The following is a 20,491-nucleotide window of genomic DNA, read 5'->3' as shown; positions in this document are numbered from 1 at the left end:
TCAGGACTTGTACTCGGAGTGTGGGACGGCGACGGCCCAGAGCAGATCGCGCAGGCGGACGCACTCGGCCACGGTGTCGGGATCCTCGATGATCTCGGACCCCAGCACTCGGCCCTCGGGGGCGAAATGGCCAACTGCAAGGAGATGATCGTCGTACAGCCACCAGTCGTTGCCGTTCACCGGGAAGGTGACGCCTTCGGGCAGCCGGTGCCGTGGAAGCCACCGGATGTCCTCGCCGGCCTCGATGTTGAGGTGGGTCAGCGAGTGTTCCCATCCGACGTATCGGGAGTGGGGCTCCGTTACAACGCGGACACGTCGTACGGTCTTCCCTTCCTGCGCGACTCGCTTCATGAGCGCCATCCAGGGGCCGAGCCACGCGTAGTCGTCGGGCTCGCCCCGCTGCCACCTGGCGTACGGCGTATCTTCGATGGGCGACCCATAGTCGTCCCTCAGCTCCAGGTGGAAGGCGTCGCGTTCGAAGCTGTTGAACAGCTCGTCACGCTGGGCGCTGGTGATCAGGTCCACTGCTCTCCTCCAGCAAGGCCGTGATCGAGGACTTGGGGACCTCGACGCAATCCTCGTAGTCGGGCAAGCGCATCTGGCTCAGGGCTTCGGCGTCTCGCATCTCCGGCCCCTGCACGATGCACGTGCCCAGTTCGGTGACTAGCACGATCGGGGTGCTGAACCTTTTGATCTCGCCGGACTCCAGACCGTCCTTCGTCAGGTGCTCGAACAGTTCGGTGGGCACCTCCACGACGGTCTGTCCGTCCGGCACGTCGAGCCGCATGAGCACATCGTTGGCGAAGACCTTCCAGCCTTGGACCACGTAGCTGTCACGGTCGCTGGCGTACAGGGTGGGGCTGTCCCCGGGAGTGGAGTTCTTACCAAGGAACCGTAGCTTCATGGCTGCTCTCCCGTCCGCAGTCTTGCGTGGGTTTGCGCGACACACCGATCGTCGGTTCGGTATTCATCCCCGTCAACCCGGTTGCTGCAAACTCGCGCAATCTCCTTGGGACTTGACCTCAACCGGTCCTACGTTCGTCTGCGAATCGCAGTGACGCTGCGATGACCACGAGGAGCCCCGATGCAGGCATCCCAGGATTGAGAGGACTGCCCCCATGAAGGACCTTTACAGCCTTCCGGCTGATGGCGCTCGGTTCGAGAACTTCTGTGGCGGCAATCTCGGCGGCGAGCACGAGTCGTGCGTCGAGGTCGGTGCGATCCCCGGCGCCGAGGCCGCGTTCGCCATCCGCGACAACAAGCCCGAGGGTGCCGGCCTCGAACTGCGGTTCTCCGAGGCGGAACTGAACGACTTCGCGCTCGGCTGGGCCAGGAAGCAGGGGCTGGTGTTCTGACCTGGCGCTTCCCCGCTCCGCACAAGTCGGGCCGCCCTGTCTTCGTGGGCGGTCCGGCACCTCCTGAAAGGGCACAAATGAGCTGGTCAGGGCACTGGCACGGGTACGGGCCATGGGTCGGCCCCCCGGCCGTGTACGCACACGAGGGAAACCGCCGACCTGCACATCCCAACGGCCCGCCCGCGCCGACGTCCCCCGACGACAAGGCCACGCAACGGATCCTTGAGCGCTACCGCGAAGCCGCCGCGGAGTTCCAGACCGGCAACGTGCCACCCCTGATGACTGGCCACTGGTTGCTCAAGCAGAGCTGGACCGCGGCCGACCGCACGTGGGCGGACATCGACATCGCGTTGGCGTGGCTGACGAAGCACTACCAGGAGAATCCCCCGCTCGAGCGCGAGGACGGCAAGACGGCCTATTGCGGCCTGGACATCAAGCTGGAGTACGCCTTTGACGTGCTGCCTCGCGGCGTCGACGTGAGCTGGGTGCACTACGGCAAGTCTCAGAACCTGCTCTCCCTCTCCGTCGTGTGCTGCCCCAACCGTTTCCATCCGGGGATCTCTTGTCCGCTCCCACCGTCGTGACCCCTACGCAGAAGGACCCCCCGTCATGTCACTGCGTCTCTTGTTGCCCGAGGACGGCGTAACAGAACTCCTGCTCGCATGGCCAGACGAGCCTCGCGTCTACGTGCGCGGAAGGACGGCGCTCGACGAGACGGTCACCTCGGATTTCATCCGGGACTACCTCTTCACCGGCTGCGCGCCCGCGCAGGAGATCGCCGTGGTCAAGGCCCCCAACCCGTCCGTCAATCGAGACGCGTTCATGACCAATGGTCGAACCGATCCATCCAAGCTGTGGGAGTTGCACCAGCGGGGTCACACCATCCGGCTGGGCAATCTCCAGAGGGTCATCCCGTACATGGCGCACGTCTCCCGCCACATCCAGGAAGAGACTGGCTGCTCGAACTACGTGCACGCCTTCCTGACCCCTCCCGGTAATCAGGGGCTACGCCATCACTGGGATCAGCAGATGGCCGTGATCGCGCAGACCGCCGGAACCAAACGGTGGCAACTGTGGCAACCCCCTGTGGGCGCCCCCATGCGCGAGTTCAACGAGAGCTGGCGTGTGTGGCGAGAGGACTACATTCCGACCTGGGAGGCTCAAGGCCCGGACCTGGTGGTCGATCTCAAGGCCGGAGAGTCCCTTCTGCTGCCGAGGGGCTGGGTCCACAACCCTCTCGTGGCCGCGTCGGACGAGACCAGCGTCCACCTGACCTTCGCGATCCGGGAACGTACGCCGTTGTGGCTGGCCGAGAAGTTGATCGGCAAGGCCATCGGAGAAGACCGGTTCCGTCGCATCATCCTTCCTGGTGAGCTGGGGGAAGGCGGGTTGGTCCGGCAGCTCTCGGAGACTCGGGCCGCTCTGGTGCAATACCTCGAAGGGCTGGACCTGGCGCGCCTCGCGCTGGATGTGCGCCAGGCCGCTGTGACGGAGCTGGAGTACACGACCTGAACCGGGACGGCGGGCCACAGGTCCATGCGGACGGGTTCCCGGGCCCCGCTCGTGCTCAGTGCAGTTTGGAGCGGCTGCCCTGCGGTCGGGTGGCCGCGCGGGCGCGGTGGCGTGCGCGTACCGGGGCGGCCATGGGCTCCTTGGTCATCCATGCCTTCGCCCGGGCCCAGGCGGCCTTGGCGTAGAGGCCCTGGAGCTGTCGGGGCAGTTGCGCGACGGCCTGTCGGCAGGGGGCTTCGCCGCAGTGGAGAGGGGAGGCGGTCAGGCCCAGGTGCGGGTAGGCCATGGTCTTGGGCGGCATGTAGACGCACCCGCAGACCACGCAGGTGAACACAGGACGCATCGGCTCGGTCTGCTCGGATGGCACGAGAACCTCTTCCCTGTACGGCTACGGCTAGCCCGACGTGCTGCCCGTGCCGCCGCAGAGAGTGCAGGACGAATAGCTGGTGTGCGTGACGGGATTCTGGCGCCCGTCGGCATCGGTCTCTACGGTGTACTCGGTCTTCGTGGTGATGCCTTCGCCGTCGCAGGCCGTGCACGTCTGTTCCTGCTGCCCGGGCATCCGCGGCTCCCCTCGACGTTCCGAGGATAGCGAGCGGCCGCCCACCACCGCAGCTCGCTGCATCTGCCCGAAGCCGGGCGTGCACCCGGACGAGGGCTTCACACGTCGGAGTGGTTTGCTGTTACGAGCTCTAAGGGCCTACCAGGGCATCGAGGTCAGTGAGACGACCGAGCCCGGCTTGCAATACAGGTAAATTCATCGTCCTTCTCCCTGGTCCCAGCGGAACAGGCGGGCCGCGAGCCCGCCGAAGATCGCCGCTCCGGCCAGGAGGACCAGCCAGTCGACGGCGAGGCTGTGCACGGAGGCGGCCTCATTGAGGTCATGGTTGAGCGCGTCCACCAGATAGGTCGTCGGCAGCGCCTTGGAGACGTCCCCTACTACAGAGGGCAACAGGTCCATGGGCAGGAACAACCCGCTCGTGAAGAGCACCACCGGCATCAGCAATCCCAGCAGGCCGTTGACCACCTCTGCGTTTCGCATACGAGCCGCAATCAGGTAGCCGAAGCCGAACAGCATGACCGCACCAAGCAGTCCCGATATCACCAAACGCAAGGTGCCTGCGAGCGGCAAGAATCCCATACCTACCGCAACCGAACCCAATACCACCAACTGGACGACCACCAGCGCCAGCCTCACCGGCGCCTGGGCGAGCACGAAGGTAATCCGATTCAGTGGAGTGGTGCCGAGCAACCGCAGTGTCCCGCGCGCTCTCAATGCGATCAGTGGAGTCGCCGTGCCGAAGAAGGCTATGGACATCAATGCCATGAGCAGCCCAGTGGGCAACGCTGCCTTGAGGGGATCGAAAGGTGCCCCGCCGTCCGGCGTACGGAAATCCATGTGCGATTCGCTTATTCCGCTGTCGGAGAGGGCGGACCGTAGCCCCTTCAGCGCACCAAACTTCCCGGGGTCGACGACAATCATGGCCGACTGACCCGACACACGCACGATCGCATCATATCCGGCAAGGTCGCCCGCCTCGGGCAGTTCCGCCTTCTTCCATGCTTCTACACGGAAACCGTCGACATGTTGGAGATTTTCAATGACTGCCCGCTGTTCCGGTGCAGGTGCCACAGCCATCCGATACGTACCGCCGGCCGCGAACGTTCCCAGTCCGAGGAACATCGCAAGAAACAGAAGCGGGAAGGCCAGAGTGAAGAAGGCGGTCTTGCCGTCCCGGAAGAGCTCCCGAGCGTTGGTCTTGACCATCTGGCGCAGAGCCGGGCTGATCGCACTCATCAGTTCGCCTCTTTCTGCCGTCGGACCGACTCTTGGCGAGGCGACTCGTCCGCGGCGAGGCTGCGGAATACCGCATCAAGCCCGCCCCGGCTGATATCGAGGTCTGTGGCGGCCAACTGTTCATCGGCCGCGATATGCCGCAGAGTCTGATCGCCGGCCGAGGTCTGCACTTGGACGCTGAGCCGACCCTCGGAATTTGATGCGATGTCCAGCGAGATGACCCCGGGGAAGGAGCCGATCTTACTGGTGTCCACGTCCGCGGATGTCGTGAAGGTCACAGTGCTGGTAGCGGCCAGTGCCGACACCAGTCGGGCGGGTGTGTCACAAGCGGCAACACGCCCACCGACAAGAACAGCCACTCGGTCACACAGTTCCGCGGCCTCGTTCATGTCGTGCGTGGTGAGCAGGACCGTGCCGCCGACCTCTCTCTGCCTCCGGATGACACCCCATAGGTGCTCCTTGGCCTGTGGATCCAGTCCGGCAGCCGGTTCGTCCAGCACAAGAACGCGGGGGCGGCCGACGACCGTGACCGCCAGAAGCAGCCGTCGCGACTGTCCGCCCGACAAAGCTTTGACACGCTGGTACGCCTCATCTGCCAGGCCGACACGGTCCAGCACTTCATCAACTTCGTCGTGTTCCTGGTAGAAGGAGGCCCACAGCTCGACTGTCTCTCGTACCGTCAACTGAGGGAAGAGCGTGGCCTCCTGTGGCTGCACTGCCACCATCCGACGCAGTTCGGAAACCCGGGAGGCCGGGTCGTACCCCAAGACCTCGATGGACCCCGAGGTCGGCTTGCGCAGACCAGTCAGGCACTCCAGAAGCGTGGTCTTACCGGCTCCATTTGGCCCAAGCAGTCCGAACACTTCCCCCTGCTGGATTCTGAAGCTCACTCTGTCCAGCACCTGACGAGGGCCGTACTGCTTCGAGAGTTCATGGAGGACTGCGACAGCGCCGTCGTGAATTTCGCGTCCCATATCCTCTCCAATCTCCGGTGCTGGATGATCCACGCTTGATCCCGCCATGCGGTCGTTCTTCACTGAATGGGCCCAGGAGTTGAGGGATGATGTTGTATTGCCGAAAGGGATGGCCTGACTGGTCGCCATGAATGTGAGCAGCATATTCATGCCCAGCCGTGGCGAACCGCCGCCCATGTGAGGCTCTTTATGGGTTACTGCGTCAAATGCCGGAGTCTCACACTGCGGCAGCGAGCACACCCATGCCACCAGGGGCTCGACACATGACTTTTCCATCCCGCAATGAGCCTCGGGCACATCCGTCGGCGTGCGAGCCAGTCGGCCTGCTCGAATCGGCACCACCATCTCAGGCGGCAGGCCATCTGGGCATCATGAACGCTGGATTCGCCACTTCACGCTCAAGCGAGAACTGCGAAAGACCGGACCTGCAATGCAATACGCATTGTGGTGCTGACCCACTGCCCACTCCCCCAGGTTTGTCTTCGGCAAACTTCCCCAAGTTCGCCCGGCATTGCAAGGCTCTCGCTCTGGCCGCCGGTGAACATGTTTCACACGGCACCCACGGTGATGCAAGCGGTCTCTGCGTCATGTGGCCGAAATGATCAGTCCCATCTCCGGAGCATGGTTCGGCAACGTCTCGTGCAGCCGAGAACCGGACCGGATGATGCCGGAACGGCACCTATGGCAGGTGAGCAGCCACATCACCGCGCACAGGACGACACATGTGGCACCTCAAGGGCGTCTGGTCAACAGTCGGGCATTTTGCATCAAACGCCAAATGCCCGACTGGGTCATGCGTTGGTAAATTGGCTCATTCCCCATGGCAGCCATCTGCTTCCGGCCCACCGGATCGGCCAGACGGGGCCCGCATAGACTTCGAGCCGGCGAGAAAGCGCAGGCCACAGCACTTCCACGGCTTCGGAGAGCTCCAAGAACGGCCAGAACAGGCCCGGCTGACCGTGGCGTGAATGCCTGCCGACTGGTCTCAGCGTGGCGGTCGCTCTGACCTCTCGCCCGCTCAGCTGGCCACCGTCTGTGTGCTGCAGTTCCTGCTTGATCTGTCGGACCGGCAGGCCGCCGAGGCGGTCCGCTGCCGGATCGCCTTCAAATGCGCACTGCCCATGGAACTGGATGACCCCGGCCTCCACCACAGCGCGCTGGCCAACCTCCGCGACTGCCACACCCAAGGCGACGGCGCTGAGCGAGATCCCCATGGGCTCGCCCCTCTCGGCCGTGCTCGACGGGCGACTCGATGCCGCCGTGGTCGAACTCCCTGTCAGGGAGGCCGCCCTGACCGTAGGGTTCCGTTCCCCTCCGCAGGACCGGCTGCTCGCTGTTGCGACCTCCCACCCACTGGCCGTCGGCGACCACCACAGCGACGTGCGCTATCTCGTGATCGATGGCCTCGACGAGCCCTCACAAATGGCTCTGGTCTGGCGCACCGACCGTGCCACCCCGCAGCTGGCGATGCTTGCCCGACTCATCAGCGAGGAGTTCTCCCGGGACGGCAATCCCTGTACAACACAACCGCGTTGACCACCGAGAAGACCACCGCCAGCAAGCCGATCCAGAACCAGAGCGAGGTCATGTCCAGGCCGCGCAGGGCGGCGGTGCTCGCTATGGTGATGGTCAGTGCGAACGCCACGGCTGCGTATGCCTTTCGGCGACGGGCTCGCTGGGCGCGGTGTGGGCCGGCCAGTTGGGTTGCGTACTGTCGCGGGTCGCCGAATAGTGCCTCCGCTGGTTTGTCGGCCTTGGTCACCGTTTCGTGGATCTCGGACAGTGCCTGGTCCGCCAGTCCCTTCGGCGGGTCGTACGTCGTGACCAGGTGGAGTTTGAAGGCGGCGGCCCACTTCTCGTCCTCCTTGCGTGTCCACTCCACTGTTTCCTCCTACGCCGGGTGGATCAAGGGAACCGCATCGGCCGGACGCACGGCAAACGCCGCACTCCGAGCCGCTCGCGCGGTGTGGAGCACGGCGTCGACGGCCGGCCCGTCAGCAGGAGTAGTACTGCGTGACCTGGGCCGTGGCCGCGTACACGCTGGGCTCGAACGTGCCCTGGGCGTTCATGTCGTACCACTTGCTCGGCCACATTGTCGGGCTGTCGTAGGTCGTGGTCCTGTAGAGCTCCTGGCCGCTGGAGTTCTTCAGCCCGAAGCGGGCGTGCCAGATGTCGCCGCTCAGGGTGAAAGTCGTCTGCGTCTTTGCGGTGAAGGTGAGTTTGCCGTCGGAGTAGAGCCTCAGCTCTCCGCCGGTCTGGTGGCAGTCGCCCGCGCTCAGGTCGCCCCAGGTCCACCATTTGTAGTCCGTGGCGATGCCCTGCTTCACCGTGCCCGAGGCGGTGGGGCCCGTGTCGGCGGGAACTGCCGCCGCCGGGGCGGCGAATGCCGTGACGAGGACGGCCGCTGCCAGCAGAGTCCTGATGGCCCGCCGGGGGGATTTCATGGGGGTTCTCCGTTCGGGAGTAGAGCAGCCCCTTCAATTGCCGTGCGCGTTTATCCGGAGCCGAATCCCACGGAGTGGGTCGGCGCGGGCGGCGGGTTCGTCTCGTCCCAGCTGGCTCCGACTCCCACGATCGCCAGAAGCTGGCGGCACGAGCTGTCGGCGTAGACGAAAGCCGTGGCGTCCGTGTCGTTTTCGGCGTGGGCCGCGCCGCCGGGGATGGGGAGGCATACGTCGTTCGGCGGGCTGTCGAACTCGTCCGGAGTTCCCGTGTCGGCCCTGATGTACGAGAACGTTCCGCCGGCGGCCTGGGCGTTGACGGTCGAGGCGGTGAGCAGCAGCAACGCACCGCCGAAGGCGGCGATCGCCGCCCTGCGCAGAGACATGAGTGCTCCCTCAGGGTGCCGTGAAGACTACGGAGTGGGGGACTGTCGCTCCTCCGAAAGCGCCGGTTTCGCCGTGGTGAAGGGATGCCTGTGGCGTGGAGCAGCTGTCGTCCCGGAACACGGTGGCGATGGCGTCCGTCTCGTTGTCCACGAGAAGCGCGCCGCCGTCCAGTGGCAGGCAGTCGTCGTTATCGGGGTCGGTGATCGGCTCTTTGAATCCGGTGTCCGCTCGCGTGTAGAAGAGGGTGCCGGACGCGGCTTGGGCGTTGGCGGTCAGTCCCGTCACCAGCGCGGCGGCCGCGCCAATGGTGAGGCCGACCCTGCCGATTCGTCGGAGTACGCGCATGAGGACGCTCTCCCTTCCCTCTTGGCGGGGGATGGAATGGGAGCGTCCCAACTTTTTGGGGAGTTTAGGAAGAGTGTTGACGTGCGGCCACTCGAATGGGTGAGTGAAGTTCACCGTTCGTAAGGGTGCGAATAAATAGGCGGTACGCAAGTGAAGTGAAGTGCAGTGCGGGGCCGTTGAGGTTCTTCGAGTCGCGTATGGATATGAGGTCGGGGGAGAGGGATATCTCCACGCAGCTCTCGTTGCCGATGCTGTAGCTGCTCTTCTTGAACGTGCTCACAATGTCTCCTTGGCGATTCCGGCGATGAAGTCACGGGACTCGTCCGGCTCCAGCGCCTGTGCTCGCAATCGGTCGAACGCGGCTGCGTATCGCGCTACGTGGAGATCCTCCTCCAGGTAGAGGGAGTCGGTGAGCGACTCCACCGCGACAACTGGTTCACCCACTTCGAAGTGGAAGACCGTGTAGGAGCCGTCAACTCCAGGATGCGCGCCCGCCTTGAACGGGAGAACCCTCAGCTCGACGTTCGACTGTTTCGACACGGTGACCAGGTGGTGGAGCTCCTCCCGGAGGACGCCTGGACCACCCACCTCACGCCGTAGGCATGCCTCGTCGAGAACGTAGCGCAATGAGATCGGTGCTCTGTCGTCGTCCGTACCCGGCGTGAGCGTCAAGAGATCCTGCCGCTTCATGCGCAGTTCCGCAAAGGCCCGCATCGTGCGCGCCGCATTCCACACGTTTGCGCCCTCGATGATCGCTTGGGCGTACTCCGCCGTCTGCAGGAGACCTGGGATGGCCGTCGCCACGTAGGAGTCTGTGCGGGTGGCGACCTCTTCCAGCTCGATGAAGTCGGCGAATGCGGGCCGGATCACGTCTTTGTACTGAGCGAACAGGGTCTTCTGACGGCTACTGATCGCGAGCTTCGCGATCTCCCTGGTCTCCGCAATGTGCGCCGCGTCCGTGACCTGATACACGGAGAAGAACCGCTCCAGGTCGGGGCGCTGCCTGCCACTCTCGATCTTGCTCAGGGCCGGCGGCCCGAACAGGCCCAGCAGTTCGGATGCCTCCGCGAGGTTGTACCCCGCCCTCAGTCGCATCGTCTTGAGCATCGCTCCGAGCCTCCGGCGCAGCACGGTAGGTGCGGCAGCAGCCATGCGATCACCTCCTTCTGCCCCGACTCTATCCAGCGCAACTGCCTTGGCATATGCCGAAGTTAGCTCGTTCGAAGGCAAAGTAGCGAGAAAATTGCTTAGCGGGGTGCTCGACCCGTAATGATGTGCCTGCTGCGGCGAGCAGCGAGGTGCGAACCCGGGAGGCCCACGGCAATGACGTACAGAAACGGCGCGTTCGTAGTCGATACGCGCGAGGGATGGATCGGGCAAGTGATCGACAGCGTGGGCAGCCGCGTACACGTACGAGCCCCCGGCGGCGGCGCCGAATGGGAAGTGCCGTTCTCCGTGCTGCGGTTGGCGACGCGCGAGGAGCGGGACGAGGCCGGGCTCTGGCCGAGAGGTACGCGGTCGCGGAGGGGGTGCCCGGAATGCCCGGTGCTGGAGCTCGCGTGGCGGAACGCCGCCGCCGGGGGCAACAAGTTGAAGGAGGCGACCGCGCTCGTGGCGCTGCGGCGGCACGGGCGGGTGGTGCACATGCTGCCGGGAGGCAAGGCGTGAGTGCGGCGGTGGCGACGTGCGCGCACCGCGCGGGGTGGGTGCGGGGCAAGGGCGAGGCGCGGTGCGGGAGTTGTGGAGTGGTGCGGTTCACGGAGTACGGGGCGCTGCGTCCGCCGGGGCTGGCCGAGGCGGTGAAGCCGTCCCACGGCGGGAGCGCGGACCGTGCGGCCGCGCTGTGGGTGATGAGGCGGACGCGGCGCCGTACGGAGTGGTGGGGCCGGACCGTCAACTCACGGTAATGCTCACCCATTTGGGTGGATGAAGTGTTGATCAGGAGTAATTAGGGGGCGATGTCGGGAAGTTACCCGGTGTTGGAGCTGATCACGTTAGGAGGGGAATGCCGTGGAGCAGCGGGAAGAGGTCTACGAGCCACCCGAGTTGATGGAGGTCGGTGACTTCGCCGAGCTGACGCTGGGTACGAGCACCGGCACATTCTTCGAAGGCGGCTACGCCCCGTGGTACGTCCGACCGAGCTGACGGGACGTTGACCAGCGAGGCGTGGTTCGCGGTCCTTCCCGATGGCGAATCCGGGGGCACCGCGGCGCGGGGGCTGCGCCGCGGTACCACTGAGGTGATCGACCACCACTCCGGCCGCCCATGGCTGGTGGGGAGCTGGCCGGCCGGGCAGGTGGTGGTCGCCGCGGTGGGTGGTGCGCGGCTGGCGGTGATCGGGCGGTGTCCCGTGACCGCCGATGCGCTGGCATCGAGGCTGAGACGGGTGCGGGATGTCGCCGACGTCGAGGGGGCGCTCGCGGGGCTGGAGGGCAGCTTCCACGCGGTCGCGTCGGTGGGGGGCCGGGTGCGGGTGCGCGGCAGTGCGTCGGCCGTGCGACGCGTCTTCCGGGCGCGGGTGGACGGGGTGACGGTGGCGGCGAGCCGTGCCGATGTGCTGGCGCGGGCCGTCGGTGCGGGGGTGGACGAGCGCCGGGTGGCTCTCCACCTGCTGGCCTCCCCGCCGCCGTATCCGCTGGATGCGGGTCCTGGCCTGTGGCGGGGCGTCGAGGCGTTGCCGGCGGGGAGCTTCCTGCTGCTCGAAGCGGACGGGCGCGCGGAGGTGCACCGATGGTGGAACCCTCCTGAACCCCAACTGACGCTGGCGGAGGGGGCTGTAGAGGTGGGCCGGGCGCTCACCGCCGCCGTGGACTCCTGCACCGCCGACGCCAAGACCGTGAGCTCGGACCTCTCCGGCGGGATGGATTCCACCAGCCTGTGCTTCCTCGCCGCCCGTGGCCAGGCCCGCCTGGTCACCTTCCGCTGGGAGAGCGTCGACGCGGCGAACGACGACGCGGCCTGGGCCGGGCTGGCGGCTGCCCGACTGCCCGGCAGTGCGGAGCACGTGGTTCCCGAACGGTCGCGTGCACCCCTGTGGTTCAGTGGGCTGGCCGACCTGGAGGCGGCGGCCGACGAACCGGGCAGCTGGGTGCGCGACGGTGCCCGGCTCGCCACGCTCGTAGGGCTGATGACCGAGCACGGCTCGCAGCTGCACCTGTCGGGCGGCGGTGGTGACGAGCTCTTCTGCGCTCTCTCCCCGTATGTGCACGACAGCCTCCGCAGTCACCCGCTGCCCACGCTCGGCCTGGTGCGCAGACAGCGACTGCTTCAGCGGTGGTCGCTGTGGCCCCTGCTCCGGGGGCTGGCGGACCGCAGTACGTTCAGTCAGTGGCTGGCCGCCTGGGCCGACGGCCTCACCGGGACGCGTCGGCCGTCCCCGGCACGTACGTCCACCGCCTGGGGAGCGGATCTGCGGATGCCGCCCTGGGCTTCTCCGGACGCGGTCCGGTCCGTGCAGAGTCTGCTGCGTGCGGCGGCCGCCGATCTTCCGGAGCCGCTCGCGGCCCAGCGCGGCCAGCATGCCGCCCTGTCCTGTGTGCAGATGTGCGGCCGTGGCTTCCGGCAGGTCGACCAGGTGACGTCCGCCCAGGGGCTGCCGTACGCCGCTCCGTATCTCGACGACCGGGTGATCGAGGCGGCCCTCTCCGTACGCGTCGCGGAGCGCAGTGCGCGCGAGCGCTACAAACCGGTGCTCGCCACGGCGATGAGCGGGATCGTCCCGGACACCGTGCTGGCGCGCTCCACCAAGGGGGAGTACAGCGCCGACTTCCACCTCGGCCTGCGGCGGAACAAGGCAGTGCTCGCGGAGATCGTCGCCGAGTCCCGCCTCGCCCGCGCGGGCCTCCTGGACGCGGCGGCCCTCCGCGCGAGCCTGCGGCGCCCGGAGCTGTCGCCCGACCTGATGCGCTCGCTCGACAACACTTTGGCCTGCGAGGTGTGGCTGCGTTCGGTGCTAGGCGCGGGCGGCGGGCCGGGTCCGGCGGTGGTGGGGTGAGCATTCCCCAAGTCCCGTACTCCTGTGACTTCTTCGCCCGGGCCTGGCGCCCCGGCGCGTTCGTGGCCGCGGCCACCGCCCGGGTGCTCGTCCTCCTGCCGCCCCGACGGATCCGCCGGATCCTGTCGCTCCTTCGCCGGGGCGCCGCCCCCGCCACCGTGGAGCGTTCCACTGCGCACCGACGGACGCAATGGCCTGCTGCCAGTGCTGGTGCTGTGACCAGGAAGGTCCGACGACCTCTTATGTAGCTGCCTTGATCTGGGCTTTGACCATATGCAGAATGTCGGGTTCGGGCAGCCCTGCCTTTCGTGCCAGGTGTACGAATTGCTGGCATGCCTCAACGAGCGGGGCCCGGTTGAACGTGGTCGCGCTGACGACTGCACCTCTGCCGGGCCGCAGCTCGATGAGCTGTTCTTCCCGAAGTATCTGGTAGCCGCGCAGCACCGTATGCATGTTGACGTCGAGGGTGCGGGCCAGAGCGCGGGCGGCTGGGAGCCGTTCCCCCCTGCGTAGGGTTCCCTCGGCCAGAGCCCGTCGCACCGAACCTGCGATTTGTTCCGCGAGGCTGACCGGGGAAGAGTGATCAATGGTGACCAGCATGTCAGCGGCCTTCGCGGTCCGGGGCAAGAAGATGGTGGATGAGGTCTGCGGCGGTGTCCGCGTCGTCGATGGTGATGACGAACCGGCTCCCGTCGGCGAGGGTGAGCCAGAGCGCGTCGCCTTCGTGGAGCGAGATCGCACTGAGGCCGGGGTTCCAGCGATAGCCCCATCCGCCGATCTCAGCGGGCCGGGTCCAGCGTGCCGAGGCCTGTTGAATCCGGTTCAGCGGAAACCGGCGCCGCAGGAGCGGAAGGAGGGTCGATCCCGCAGTGACTCCCTCGCGGGAGACCGTGACCCTGATCGAGCCTGCGATCAGGAAGGCGGCCGAGAAAAGCAGCAGGACGAAAGCGAGGACCCGGTGCTTGCCGTCGACCGCCGCGATGACGAGCAAGCCAATTGCCGAGACGATGCCGGTGGCGAGCATCCATCCGCTGGTGAGAGAGCGGTACCAGACGACGGTCTGGCCGTTGGCGACCCCGCCCGCACGCCGTTTCATGCGTGCCTCCGCCGCGCGACGTACCACGCCCCGGCGCCGATTGCCACGCTCACAGCCAGGGCTACGACCAGTTGATAGATGGGGAGTTGGACTTTCGGGCCATTGCTGTCGGCGTTGGCTTCCATGGCCGCGATGAGCAGGTAGGCCGTACCGGCTGCCAGCGCACTGGAGAAGACCGTGATCGCCCGTGCGCTTGTCCTGGTCGGCTTGACGGAGAACACGACGGCGAGGGCGCCGACAGCTTCGATACCGAAGACCAACATGTACTGGCCAAGTGCTGTGGCGGGCGAGCTGAACCCGTCGGCGGTTCCGGACAGCGTGAAGTGGGTGGCCACTTTTCCGGGGAGCGACCCTCTGAGCAGCAGGAACGCGATGGATGTCGCGATCGCTCCCAGTGCGAGCGGGATGACGGCTAAGGCTCCGCGTCGAGTGATGCTCGCGGCTTCCTGGACGTTCCTCATCATGTGCGTTTCGCCCCTTCTGTGGCGCAAACTCCCAAAGAGATTGTTCGCATCTATCTAGAATATCTAGACCCATCGCGTTGGTTCTACCCCGCCTGGTGCGCAGCATGCGCAAGAGCACAGGTGTGACCAGAAGTGACTTCTGGGGTCCTCGTGGCGATCGAAATCGATACAAGTTTCGATCGAGTGCTTGTATGTTGCAGCTGTCCGTAGCTGTCGGTTGCGGTGAGTGACCGACATGGAAGATCAGGCACGAAGGAGTCACACATGCACAGACGCGTAAGCGTCGCCATCGCCGCTGTGGCCGTACTCGGGTTAAGCGGCGCCGCTGTTCAGGGGGCCATGGCCTCGCCCGTAACCTCCCACCCACGTGCCGCTGTGGCCGCGGCTACGAGCGCCGAGGCCAACCGTGATGGTCGCGCCCTCTTTGAAGGCCTCGCCTTCGCGCAAGGTTCAGTGGCCGAAACCCTGGGCGCATCCGGTAAGTTCGTGAATGTCGCAGCCCTCCGTAAGGCGAACAGCACTCCGGAGCAGCGGCAGGCCGCCTCGGCGCTTCTTGACAAGATCCAGAAGAACCGGCCCCAGTTCTTCGGTACCTTCTCCGCGAAGCTGCGCTCCGGAGACCCGCGCAAGGTTCAGAGTGGTATCGCCGACGCCGGTGAGGTTCTGCAGTCCTTGTCGTCCAAGTCGTCGGCCAGGTCTGCCGACACTGGTGCCGGTGTCGCTCAGTGCGCCACCATAGTTCTCGCGCTCAACGTTCTGGTAGCCGTGAACCTGGGTGGCGCCATCAACGTCTCGGTTGCCGTGAACGCCCAGGCCGCCGTGAATGCGGCGAACACGGTCAACTTCTGGTCCTCGCCCTCGAACGGTGGGCAGTCGCTCGACAGGGACCAGCAGATCGCCGGACTGACAAAGGTCCTGGCCGCCTAAGCCGGCTTCCCCGGCGGCGGGCTGCTTCCAGGCGCCTGGAAGCAGCCCGCCGCTGTTCCTTTTCCGGATCCTCCTGCGAGCTGGCCTTCGCGGACTGCCGACCGACGTAGGGATGACGCGTCCATGCGTATCAAGAGAATTCAGTTGCACTCTGCCAGACCCGGACAGTCGATCGCGGTACCACGCCCGTGGATCACGGCGATCGCCGCAGCCTGGGTGATTGTGGGCGTTTATGTGGCCCAGAGCTTCCTCCCGCATAACGTTATTTCGCTGCCTGCGCAGGGCAAGGTGCGCAAAACGGCGACCGTTGTAACCCCTCAAGGGTGGGCCTTCTTCACTAAATCCGCCAAGGCCCCTCAGTACGTCCCGTATCGCCTGATCGAGGGGCGGTGGGAAGACATTTCCTTGACTCCGCACTCCCGGGCGTCCAACTATTTCGGATTTGACCGCGCCTCCCGGTCCCAGGGAATCGAAGTTGCCTTGATGCTGCATCAGGACGGCATAAATTGGACAACATGCGATAGTGGGGAAACTTTAGATTCCTGCCTCGAACTCGGCGCTCGCAAAGCGACCTCGGCGGCCAATCCCTCACCTACGCCACGACTCTGCGGCAGGGCTGCTGTGGTGGAAATGCTCCCTGTCCCCTGGGCGTGGCGGGACCTCTCGCCCGAACGGCACACGCCTGAGCGCGTCGCTGTCTGGGATGTGAGCTGCCCGTGAGAAACGCGCAGCGCATCTTGCTGCCATGGACCAACGTCTATGGGCTCGCTCGAACTCTCGTGGCACTGGGTACGGCCGGAACGTTGGCAGCGTCCAGCGCTCAAACCCTCTTCCGGCCAGTGGCGACGATCGGTGACTACCCGCCGTGCCGATCCACCACCTCGGCAAGCCTGTTCTGTCTTGCACCGGACAACTACTCCCACTTGACCTGGCTCAAATGGGTATGCGTCGTTGCTCTCCTTGTCATCGCATCCGGCTGGTACCCCCGGTTCACGGCCGTGCCGCACGCCTACATCAACTACAGCGTTTTCTCTGGAATATCCATTGTCGACGGCGGTGACCAGATCGCGCTGATCCTTTCCGTGCTGTTCATGTTGCCGGCGGTCGGGGACAGGCGCCGATGGCACTGGCAGCAGCCGAATGGTCGGCCAAGCGATACGCAAGCCACGCGCATTCTCGCACTTATGGGCATCAGTGGACTGGTGGTCCTGCGCCTGCAAATGGTGGTCGTCTACGCGCAGGCCGTCATCGCGAAACTGCCGCACAGGGAGTGGCAGGACGGTACCGCTATGTGGTACTGGGGGAGTCACCTCGACTTCGGTCCGGCCCCGTGGATCGACGCCCTCATCGCACCTGTCATCGCGACTCCTGTCGGCGTAGCAGCAATGACCTGGATTCCTTTGGTGATTGAGTGTCTTCTGATGCTCTGCCTGCTTCTTCCGCAAAGGATTCGGTGGTGGGCCATGGGTGCAGGAATCGCTTTCCACCTGTGCATCGCTCTGGTGATGGGGCTGTGGAGCTTCGCCTTGGCCATGTCGGGAGGAATAGTCGTGCTGTGCATGCCGCTGGGCGCAACAATCCGGGCCCGCATCGCAGTCAAGACATCTCTGGAAGAGCCCCGCCCCTCGCTGTCCCGCGATGAACCCACTCTGCCGACGGCTCTCCCGCAGCCGTAACGCACGGCACTGCCTTTTAACGCGCGGCGGCGACCGGGGGTGCCTCGGTCACCGCATGTGGTTGAAGGGCTTCCCGGGGGAGTTTCCGCGCGGTGCGTAGCCAGCGGGTGCGGGCCCCGAGGACGCCGAGGCCCAGAGCCACCAAGTGGCCGGCGTCGGCCAGTTCGTGGTTGATGATCCAGGCGACGGTGAGTGCCGCGGTGAGGGCCGGGAGCCCGTACCGGCGGGCCCTTCGGCCGCCGAGGGCGAGCAGGCAGGCGGCGGTGGCCACCAGGCCGTAGCTGATCCCGACGTCCCGGGCCCTGGCCAGGACGCCCGGCAGGTGCGCGAGGTGCATCAGCCACATGGCGCCCTCGGTCAGCAGCGTCGCCACGAGGTGGCCCAGCAGGAACACCCCGAACCCGCGCAGCGACCCCCACCGCCACTCCGCCAGCCCGAGCACCGCGGCCACGGCCGCGATCCCGAGCAGCACGGGCACACCGTCGACCACCAGCCCGCTGGTGAACAGCGTCCACCACTTCCCGACCTCGAGGTGGTGGACGTTGCTGCTGTTGTGCCGCACGAACCGCGCCTGCTCGCGCAGTGACTGGCTGGACATCCACGCGGCGGTGGTGACCAGCAGCGCGACGTACGCCGTCGTCGCGGGCAGCCGCCGGACGGCGCGCACCATGTTGTTCCCGACCATCCGGGAACTGTAGGCGAGGCGCGTGTCATGCCGCGGTAAGGGCCGTCGGCGGAGCCGCTAGTACAGGACCTCGCCCATCGGGGAGCCGTCGCCGACGATGTAGGCGCGGATCGACGCGAGGTACGCGTCCCGGCCGACCCGGCCGTCGCCGTCGGCATCCAGCGCGTCGAAAGCGGCGGCGGCGTTCCCCGGCGGGTTGTTCAGCGCGGTGCGCAGCGTGGTGAATTCGGCCTTGTCCAGGGCGCCGTCGCCGTCCGCGTCGACGAGGTCGAAGAGCGCGCCGAGCGCGAATCGGCAGATGTTGTCGAATTTTTCGGCGCCGACCCAAGCGTTGTACTGGTCGAAGGTCAGCTTCCCGTCGCCGTCCGCGTCCATCTCGCCCCAGGCCTTGAGGCCTGTCGTGCGGGCGGCGACGACGAGCGGGTCGTTCTCCGTGCGCCCCGTGGCCAGGACGGTCCGGTCGATGCGGGAGAGGTAGTCGTGCCGCGTGACGACCCGGTCCCCGTCGGCGTCCATCATGGCGAACACGCGCACTCTCGCGACGGTGGCGGCTGTGGCAGTCGTACGGCTCACTGGGGTCTCTCCTTCTGGTCGGTTCGTGATCCAGCTCGACGAGGGGTCGTCCGGCGCTTCCTACCCGGCACGCTCCGGTTGCCAAGCGGGCCGCCGGGAGGACGGGCGTGCGCGACAGTGCGCCGAGGCGGACATGCGCCGGTGGTGCACTTCGGGACGCCGGATCAGCCGATATGGCCCTTGGGTAGTCAAGTGCCCGTAAATACGGACGACTTGCTGGAGGTTCATGTGTTGAGAGTGCGTGCTGCGACGGTGGCGCTGGGGTCCCTGGCCCTGGTGGTCTCGTCGCTGGTGTGGGCGCCGGCCGGTCAGGCCGGGACGGGCGGGTTCGAGGCCGTCACCTGCGTGGGCAATGCCCACGGACGCTACGACCCGCCGCTCACCCTCCGGCCCCAGGAGACCCGCATCCACGCGGACGTGCGCTACATCTGCACCACCGCCCCCGGCCACACCGTCCCGGCGACAGGTTCCTTCGACGCTGTCGCGCCCACGGCGTCCTGCCTCTCGCTGTCCGATGCCGGCGGCACCGAAACCATCCGCTACGAAGACGGCGGCCGGTCGGTGATCGTCATCGACGGTGCCACCGCCCGCGTCGTGGGCTTGGCGGACGCCCAGCAGTCGGGCCGGGTCGCCGAGGGGCGCGGCGAAGGCCACTTCGTACGCCGGACCGTGACCTCGTCATCCCGGCAATCTCCCACGGACTGCCTCGCCTCCGGCCTCCAGGGCACGCAGAGCGCGGTTCAGCTGGAGATCCTGCCGTAGCACCGGCCCGGCCGCCCGGTGATCCGCCGCCTCCGATTGGCCCATGATCTTCGAGGGGAAATGGACCTGCCAGGTGGGCCGTTCCGCGCCATAGCCTCATGGTCATGACACACAAAGTCGACTTCTACTTCGATCCCATCTGCCCCTTCGCCTGGATCACCTCCCGCTGGATCCTGGAGGTGGAGCGCCACCGCGAACTCGATCTGCGGTTCCGCGTCATGAGCCTGTCCGTCCTCAACGAGGGCCGCGCCGATCTTCCCGAGCGGTACCAGCGGCTGTTCGGCGTGGGCTGGGGGCCGGTGCGGGTGTGCATCGCCGCGGCGCGGGAGCACGGGGAGCATGTGCTGCGCGAGCTGTACACCGCCCTCGGTACGCGCATCCACGACGCCGACCGCGAGGTGTCCGACGCGCTCATCCGGGAGGCGCTGGCCGAGGCCGGCCTTCCGGAGGCGCTGGCCGACGCGGCGCACACCGCGGAGTACGACGAGGAACTGCGCAAGAGCCACCACGAGGGCATGGACCCGGTCGGCGAGGAGGTCGGCACGCCCACCTTGCACGTCGACGGAGTCGCGTTCTTCGGCCCGGTCCTGAGCGCGATCCCGCGCGGCGAGGAAGCCGCGCGAATCTTCGACGGTGTGCAGCTGCTGGCCGGCTACCCGAATTTCTTCGAGCTCAAGCGGACTCGCACGGGCGGCCTGGACTTCAGCTGACCGTCTCCCGAATATCGGTTTGAGTACTCCGTGCCTGTGGAGCTAGGTTTGCGCGGTTAGTTCAATTGGTGGGGAAAGAGATTTATGCGCAAGTTCACGTGGGGCGCGGCGTCCGCCGTGCTCACGGTCGGGGTGCTCACCGGCTGCTCGTCCGCCGCCGACAAGGAGACCTCGGCCTCTGCCCCGGCTTCCCCTTCGGCCTCCGTTTCGGCTCCGGCCTCGGCTCCCGCCGTGAAGGGCGCCGGTAAGTCTGACGCGTGGAAGAAGGCCGACACCAGGATCGGGGACGCCGGAACGGCCTGTGAGCTTCCGATCTCCTTCGAGGCGGTCAAGGCGTGGAAGCCCACGGGGCTTTCGCGCGAAGACGGGGAACTGCTGGGCAAGTTCTCGGGTCACACGACGTTCAGGGGCGCCTGCGAGCTCGACGCGAAGCCGGCGGGCAACATCGGCTTCATCCGCGTGTGGACCGCGGACAACATGACCGACAAGTCGCCGCGCCAGGTCCTGGAGGCGTTCATGTCCGAGGAGAAGAGGGCCTCCGACCAGAAGTTCAGCGACGTCAAGGCGGGCGAGCTGCCTGCGGCCGAGGTGGTCTACAAGGTGAAGACCGTCCTCGCGGACGAGCCGAAGGAAGAGCGGGCGCTCGCGGTGACGACGCCCAAGGGTGTGACGGTCGTGCATCTGGGTGGGTTCGACACGCAGGAGCATCAGGAGATGCTTCCGGCGTATGAGCAGGCGAAGAAGACGGTGCGCCTGGCGTCTTGAGGGGGGCCAGCCCCGCCCCTTTCTTCC

31 protein-coding genes and 1 pseudogene are annotated in these 20,491 nt (G+C 66.4%); 15 read left to right on the top strand and 17 right to left on the bottom strand.

Annotated features, from left to right (window positions below; translation table 11 throughout):
• Both ABD269_RS05230 and ABD269_RS05225 read right to left on the bottom strand, forming a co-directional pair.
• Window positions 1-525, bottom strand: a complete 525-nt coding sequence (locus ABD269_RS05230) for a DUF6879 family protein (protein ID WP_344116482.1) — start codon at window positions 523-525, stop codon at window positions 1-3.
• Window positions 497-904, bottom strand: a complete 408-nt coding sequence (locus tag ABD269_RS05225) for a hypothetical protein (RefSeq protein WP_344116480.1) — start codon at window positions 902-904, stop codon at window positions 497-499. The genes ABD269_RS05230 and ABD269_RS05225 overlap by 29 nt, the downstream gene beginning before the upstream one ends.
• A gap of 214 nt (window positions 905-1,118) precedes the next feature.
• On the opposite strand from ABD269_RS05225, the gene ABD269_RS05220 reads away from it, so the two are divergent.
• The 3 genes from ABD269_RS05220 to ABD269_RS05210 all read left to right on the top strand — a co-directional run bounded on the left by ABD269_RS05220 (window position 1,119) and on the right by ABD269_RS05210 (window position 2,867).
• Window positions 1,119-1,355 carry a DUF397 domain-containing protein gene (locus ABD269_RS05220; RefSeq protein ID WP_344116478.1) on the top strand — a complete coding sequence of 79 codons (237 nt, stop codon included), beginning with the start codon at window positions 1,119-1,121 and terminating at the stop codon, window positions 1,353-1,355.
• Between the two features lie 131 nt (window positions 1,356-1,486).
• Window positions 1,487-1,939: a hypothetical protein gene (locus ABD269_RS05215; protein WP_344116476.1), complete on the top strand. Its 453-nt coding sequence runs from the start codon at window positions 1,487-1,489 to the stop codon at window positions 1,937-1,939.
• A 25-nt stretch (window positions 1,940-1,964) separates the two neighbouring features.
• Window positions 1,965-2,867 (top strand): JmjC domain-containing protein, encoded by a 903-nt coding sequence (locus ABD269_RS05210; RefSeq protein ID WP_344116474.1) that lies wholly within the window; start codon window positions 1,965-1,967, stop codon window positions 2,865-2,867.
• 55 nt (window positions 2,868-2,922) lie between these two features.
• Here ABD269_RS05210 and ABD269_RS05205 read toward each other — a convergent pair whose 3' ends face one another.
• From ABD269_RS05205 to ccmA, 4 genes are all read right to left on the bottom strand, one after another.
• Window positions 2,923-3,234: a hypothetical protein gene (locus tag ABD269_RS05205; protein ID WP_344116472.1), complete on the bottom strand. Its 312-nt coding sequence runs from the start codon at window positions 3,232-3,234 to the stop codon at window positions 2,923-2,925.
• A gap of 27 nt (window positions 3,235-3,261) precedes the next feature.
• A complete protein-coding gene (locus ABD269_RS05200) occupies window positions 3,262-3,429 on the bottom strand; it encodes a hypothetical protein (RefSeq protein WP_344116470.1) in 168 nt (55 codons plus the stop codon).
• A gap of 195 nt (window positions 3,430-3,624) precedes the next feature.
• Window positions 3,625-4,665 (bottom strand): ABC transporter permease, encoded by a 1,041-nt coding sequence (locus ABD269_RS05195; protein ID WP_344116468.1) that lies wholly within the window; start codon window positions 4,663-4,665, stop codon window positions 3,625-3,627.
• Window positions 4,665-5,816, bottom strand: a complete 1,152-nt coding sequence (ccmA, locus tag ABD269_RS05190) for a heme ABC exporter ATP-binding protein CcmA (RefSeq protein WP_344116466.1) — start codon at window positions 5,814-5,816, stop codon at window positions 4,665-4,667. Before ccmA ends, ABD269_RS05195 begins: the two co-directional genes overlap by 1 nt.
• A gap of 791 nt (window positions 5,817-6,607) precedes the next feature.
• On the opposite strand from ccmA, the pseudogene ABD269_RS05185 reads away from it, so the two are divergent.
• Together ABD269_RS05185 and ABD269_RS05180 are read left to right on the top strand one after the other, a co-directional pair.
• A pseudogene (locus tag ABD269_RS05185) lies at window positions 6,608-6,754 on the top strand (transposase); the annotation flags it as partial.
• A 145-nt stretch (window positions 6,755-6,899) separates the two neighbouring features.
• Window positions 6,900-7,175 carry a hypothetical protein gene (locus tag ABD269_RS05180; RefSeq protein ID WP_344116464.1) on the top strand — a complete coding sequence of 92 codons (276 nt, stop codon included), beginning with the start codon at window positions 6,900-6,902 and terminating at the stop codon, window positions 7,173-7,175.
• On the opposite strand, the gene ABD269_RS05175 is transcribed toward ABD269_RS05180, so the two are convergent.
• The 6 genes from ABD269_RS05175 to ABD269_RS05150 form a co-directional block, all read right to left on the bottom strand.
• Window positions 7,123-7,521, bottom strand: coding sequence for a hypothetical protein (locus ABD269_RS05175; RefSeq protein ID WP_344116462.1), 399 nt, complete (start codon window positions 7,519-7,521; stop codon window positions 7,123-7,125). The genes ABD269_RS05180 and ABD269_RS05175 overlap by 53 nt on opposite strands.
• A gap of 112 nt (window positions 7,522-7,633) precedes the next feature.
• Window positions 7,634-8,083: a DUF6294 family protein gene (locus ABD269_RS05170; protein WP_344116460.1), complete on the bottom strand. Its 450-nt coding sequence runs from the start codon at window positions 8,081-8,083 to the stop codon at window positions 7,634-7,636.
• A 50-nt stretch (window positions 8,084-8,133) separates the two neighbouring features.
• Complete coding sequence (locus ABD269_RS05165) at window positions 8,134-8,466, bottom strand: hypothetical protein (RefSeq protein ID WP_344116458.1); 333 nt, start codon at window positions 8,464-8,466, stop codon at window positions 8,134-8,136.
• A 10-nt stretch (window positions 8,467-8,476) separates the two neighbouring features.
• Window positions 8,477-8,812: a hypothetical protein gene (locus ABD269_RS05160; protein ID WP_344116456.1), complete on the bottom strand. Its 336-nt coding sequence runs from the start codon at window positions 8,810-8,812 to the stop codon at window positions 8,477-8,479.
• 64 nt (window positions 8,813-8,876) lie between these two features.
• Entirely contained in the window at window positions 8,877-9,092 is a 216-nt protein-coding gene (locus ABD269_RS05155) for a DUF397 domain-containing protein (RefSeq protein WP_344116453.1), read from the bottom strand.
• A complete protein-coding gene (locus ABD269_RS05150; protein ID WP_344116451.1) occupies window positions 9,089-9,964 on the bottom strand; it encodes a helix-turn-helix domain-containing protein in 876 nt (291 codons plus the stop codon). The genes ABD269_RS05155 and ABD269_RS05150 overlap by 4 nt, the downstream gene beginning before the upstream one ends.
• Before the next feature lie 228 nt (window positions 9,965-10,192).
• Between ABD269_RS05150 and ABD269_RS05145 the strand changes: the two genes are divergently transcribed.
• The 4 genes from ABD269_RS05145 (at window position 10,193) to ABD269_RS05130 (ending at window position 12,806) form a co-directional block, all read left to right on the top strand.
• Window positions 10,193-10,480, top strand: a complete 288-nt coding sequence (locus ABD269_RS05145) for a hypothetical protein (protein WP_344116449.1) — start codon at window positions 10,193-10,195, stop codon at window positions 10,478-10,480.
• Window positions 10,477-10,719 (top strand): DUF6255 family natural product biosynthesis protein, encoded by a 243-nt coding sequence (locus ABD269_RS05140; protein ID WP_344116447.1) that lies wholly within the window; start codon window positions 10,477-10,479, stop codon window positions 10,717-10,719. Before ABD269_RS05145 ends, ABD269_RS05140 begins: the two co-directional genes overlap by 4 nt.
• Window positions 10,720-10,822: 103 nt before the next feature.
• The gene (locus ABD269_RS05135) at window positions 10,823-10,957 is read left to right on the top strand and encodes a lasso RiPP family leader peptide-containing protein (RefSeq protein ID WP_344116444.1); all 135 of its coding nucleotides are present in this window, start codon (window positions 10,823-10,825) and stop codon (window positions 10,955-10,957) included.
• A gap of 94 nt (window positions 10,958-11,051) precedes the next feature.
• Window positions 11,052-12,806 (top strand): asparagine synthase-related protein, encoded by a 1,755-nt coding sequence (locus ABD269_RS05130; RefSeq protein WP_344116442.1) that lies wholly within the window; start codon window positions 11,052-11,054, stop codon window positions 12,804-12,806.
• A 240-nt stretch (window positions 12,807-13,046) separates the two neighbouring features.
• Here the strand turns inward: ABD269_RS05130 and ABD269_RS05125 are convergent, their stop codons facing one another.
• Genes ABD269_RS05125 through ABD269_RS05115 form a run of 3 tightly spaced genes read right to left on the bottom strand, consistent with a single transcriptional unit; the run spans window position 13,047 to window position 14,366 of the window.
• Window positions 13,047-13,406 carry a GntR family transcriptional regulator gene (locus ABD269_RS05125; protein WP_344116440.1) on the bottom strand — a complete coding sequence of 120 codons (360 nt, stop codon included), beginning with the start codon at window positions 13,404-13,406 and terminating at the stop codon, window positions 13,047-13,049.
• Between the two features lies 1 nt (window position 13,407).
• Complete coding sequence (locus ABD269_RS05120; protein ID WP_344116437.1) at window positions 13,408-13,902, bottom strand: hypothetical protein; 495 nt, start codon at window positions 13,900-13,902, stop codon at window positions 13,408-13,410.
• Entirely contained in the window at window positions 13,899-14,366 is a 468-nt protein-coding gene (locus tag ABD269_RS05115; protein WP_344116435.1) for a DUF1648 domain-containing protein, read from the bottom strand. The genes ABD269_RS05120 and ABD269_RS05115 overlap by 4 nt, the downstream gene beginning before the upstream one ends.
• Before the next feature lie 264 nt (window positions 14,367-14,630).
• Between ABD269_RS05115 and ABD269_RS05110 the strand changes: the two genes are divergently transcribed.
• From ABD269_RS05110 to ABD269_RS05100, 3 genes are all read left to right on the top strand, one after another.
• Window positions 14,631-15,293 (top strand): sporulation delaying protein family toxin, encoded by a 663-nt coding sequence (locus ABD269_RS05110; protein ID WP_344116433.1) that lies wholly within the window; start codon window positions 14,631-14,633, stop codon window positions 15,291-15,293.
• 123 nt (window positions 15,294-15,416) lie between these two features.
• The gene (locus ABD269_RS05105) at window positions 15,417-16,013 is read left to right on the top strand and encodes an SdpA family antimicrobial peptide system protein (protein WP_344116431.1); all 597 of its coding nucleotides are present in this window, start codon (window positions 15,417-15,419) and stop codon (window positions 16,011-16,013) included.
• Complete coding sequence (locus ABD269_RS05100) at window positions 16,010-16,969, top strand: sporulation-delaying protein SdpB family protein (RefSeq protein ID WP_344116429.1); 960 nt, start codon at window positions 16,010-16,012, stop codon at window positions 16,967-16,969. The genes ABD269_RS05105 and ABD269_RS05100 overlap by 4 nt, the downstream gene beginning before the upstream one ends.
• A 16-nt stretch (window positions 16,970-16,985) precedes the next feature.
• Here ABD269_RS05100 and ABD269_RS05095 read toward each other — a convergent pair whose 3' ends face one another.
• Together ABD269_RS05095 and ABD269_RS05090 are read right to left on the bottom strand one after the other, a co-directional pair.
• Window positions 16,986-17,654 carry a rhomboid-like protein gene (locus ABD269_RS05095; RefSeq protein WP_344116427.1) on the bottom strand — a complete coding sequence of 223 codons (669 nt, stop codon included), beginning with the start codon at window positions 17,652-17,654 and terminating at the stop codon, window positions 16,986-16,988.
• A 57-nt stretch (window positions 17,655-17,711) separates the two neighbouring features.
• The gene (locus ABD269_RS05090) at window positions 17,712-18,227 is read right to left on the bottom strand and encodes an EF-hand domain-containing protein (RefSeq protein ID WP_301892885.1); all 516 of its coding nucleotides are present in this window, start codon (window positions 18,225-18,227) and stop codon (window positions 17,712-17,714) included.
• 237 nt (window positions 18,228-18,464) lie between these two features.
• Between ABD269_RS05090 and ABD269_RS05085 the strand changes: the two genes are divergently transcribed.
• The 3 genes from ABD269_RS05085 to ABD269_RS05075 all read left to right on the top strand — a co-directional run bounded on the left by ABD269_RS05085 (window position 18,465) and on the right by ABD269_RS05075 (window position 20,464).
• Entirely contained in the window at window positions 18,465-18,989 is a 525-nt protein-coding gene (locus tag ABD269_RS05085; protein ID WP_344116424.1) for a hypothetical protein, read from the top strand.
• Between the two features lie 104 nt (window positions 18,990-19,093).
• The gene (locus tag ABD269_RS05080; protein WP_344116422.1) at window positions 19,094-19,699 is read left to right on the top strand and encodes a mycothiol-dependent nitroreductase Rv2466c family protein; all 606 of its coding nucleotides are present in this window, start codon (window positions 19,094-19,096) and stop codon (window positions 19,697-19,699) included.
• Between the two features lie 84 nt (window positions 19,700-19,783).
• Window positions 19,784-20,464, top strand: coding sequence for a lipoprotein (locus ABD269_RS05075; RefSeq protein WP_344116420.1), 681 nt, complete (start codon window positions 19,784-19,786; stop codon window positions 20,462-20,464).
• Window positions 20,465-20,491: the final 27 nt, after the last annotated feature.

The organism is Streptomyces blastmyceticus (genome assembly GCF_039521185.1).
In the GTDB taxonomy this organism is placed as follows: Bacteria; Actinomycetota; Actinomycetes; order Streptomycetales; family Streptomycetaceae; genus Streptomyces; species Streptomyces blastmyceticus.
Note: the sequence above shows the minus strand (reverse complement) of the source record. Positions and strands in the feature narration are given on the sequence as shown.

What these genes read in the sequence shown, in the direction of transcription:
- ABD269_RS05120 (WP_344116437.1), bottom strand. Translation starts at nt 13,902, where the DNA reads ATGAAACGGCGTGCGGGCGGGGTCGCCAACGGCCAGACCGTCGTCTGG.
- ABD269_RS05115 (WP_344116435.1), bottom strand. Translation starts at nt 14,366, where the DNA reads ATGATGAGGAACGTCCAGGAAGCCGCGAGCATCACTCGACGCGGAGCC.
- ABD269_RS05095 (WP_344116427.1), bottom strand. Translation starts at nt 17,654, where the DNA reads ATGGTCGGGAACAACATGGTGCGCGCCGTCCGGCGGCTGCCCGCGACG.
- ABD269_RS05200 (WP_344116470.1), bottom strand. Translation starts at nt 3,429, where the DNA reads ATGCCCGGGCAGCAGGAACAGACGTGCACGGCCTGCGACGGCGAAGGC.
- ABD269_RS05105 (WP_344116431.1), top strand. Translation starts at nt 15,417, where the DNA reads ATGCGTATCAAGAGAATTCAGTTGCACTCTGCCAGACCCGGACAGTCG.
- ABD269_RS05195 (WP_344116468.1), bottom strand. Translation starts at nt 4,665, where the DNA reads ATGAGTGCGATCAGCCCGGCTCTGCGCCAGATGGTCAAGACCAACGCT.
- ABD269_RS05220 (WP_344116478.1), top strand. Translation starts at nt 1,119, where the DNA reads ATGAAGGACCTTTACAGCCTTCCGGCTGATGGCGCTCGGTTCGAGAAC.
- ABD269_RS05165 (WP_344116458.1), bottom strand. Translation starts at nt 8,466, where the DNA reads ATGTCTCTGCGCAGGGCGGCGATCGCCGCCTTCGGCGGTGCGTTGCTG.
- ABD269_RS05080 (WP_344116422.1), top strand. Translation starts at nt 19,094, where the DNA reads ATGACACACAAAGTCGACTTCTACTTCGATCCCATCTGCCCCTTCGCC.
- ABD269_RS05170 (WP_344116460.1), bottom strand. Translation starts at nt 8,083, where the DNA reads ATGAAATCCCCCCGGCGGGCCATCAGGACTCTGCTGGCAGCGGCCGTC.
- ABD269_RS05110 (WP_344116433.1), top strand. Translation starts at nt 14,631, where the DNA reads ATGCACAGACGCGTAAGCGTCGCCATCGCCGCTGTGGCCGTACTCGGG.
- ccmA (WP_344116466.1), bottom strand. Translation starts at nt 5,816, where the DNA reads ATGGGCGGCGGTTCGCCACGGCTGGGCATGAATATGCTGCTCACATTC.
- ABD269_RS05125 (WP_344116440.1), bottom strand. Translation starts at nt 13,406, where the DNA reads ATGCTGGTCACCATTGATCACTCTTCCCCGGTCAGCCTCGCGGAACAA.
- ABD269_RS05225 (WP_344116480.1), bottom strand. Translation starts at nt 904, where the DNA reads ATGAAGCTACGGTTCCTTGGTAAGAACTCCACTCCCGGGGACAGCCCC.
- ABD269_RS05150 (WP_344116451.1), bottom strand. Translation starts at nt 9,964, where the DNA reads ATGGCTGCTGCCGCACCTACCGTGCTGCGCCGGAGGCTCGGAGCGATG.
- ABD269_RS05160 (WP_344116456.1), bottom strand. Translation starts at nt 8,812, where the DNA reads ATGCGCGTACTCCGACGAATCGGCAGGGTCGGCCTCACCATTGGCGCG.
- ABD269_RS05210 (WP_344116474.1), top strand. Translation starts at nt 1,965, where the DNA reads ATGTCACTGCGTCTCTTGTTGCCCGAGGACGGCGTAACAGAACTCCTG.
- ABD269_RS05075 (WP_344116420.1), top strand. Translation starts at nt 19,784, where the DNA reads ATGCGCAAGTTCACGTGGGGCGCGGCGTCCGCCGTGCTCACGGTCGGG.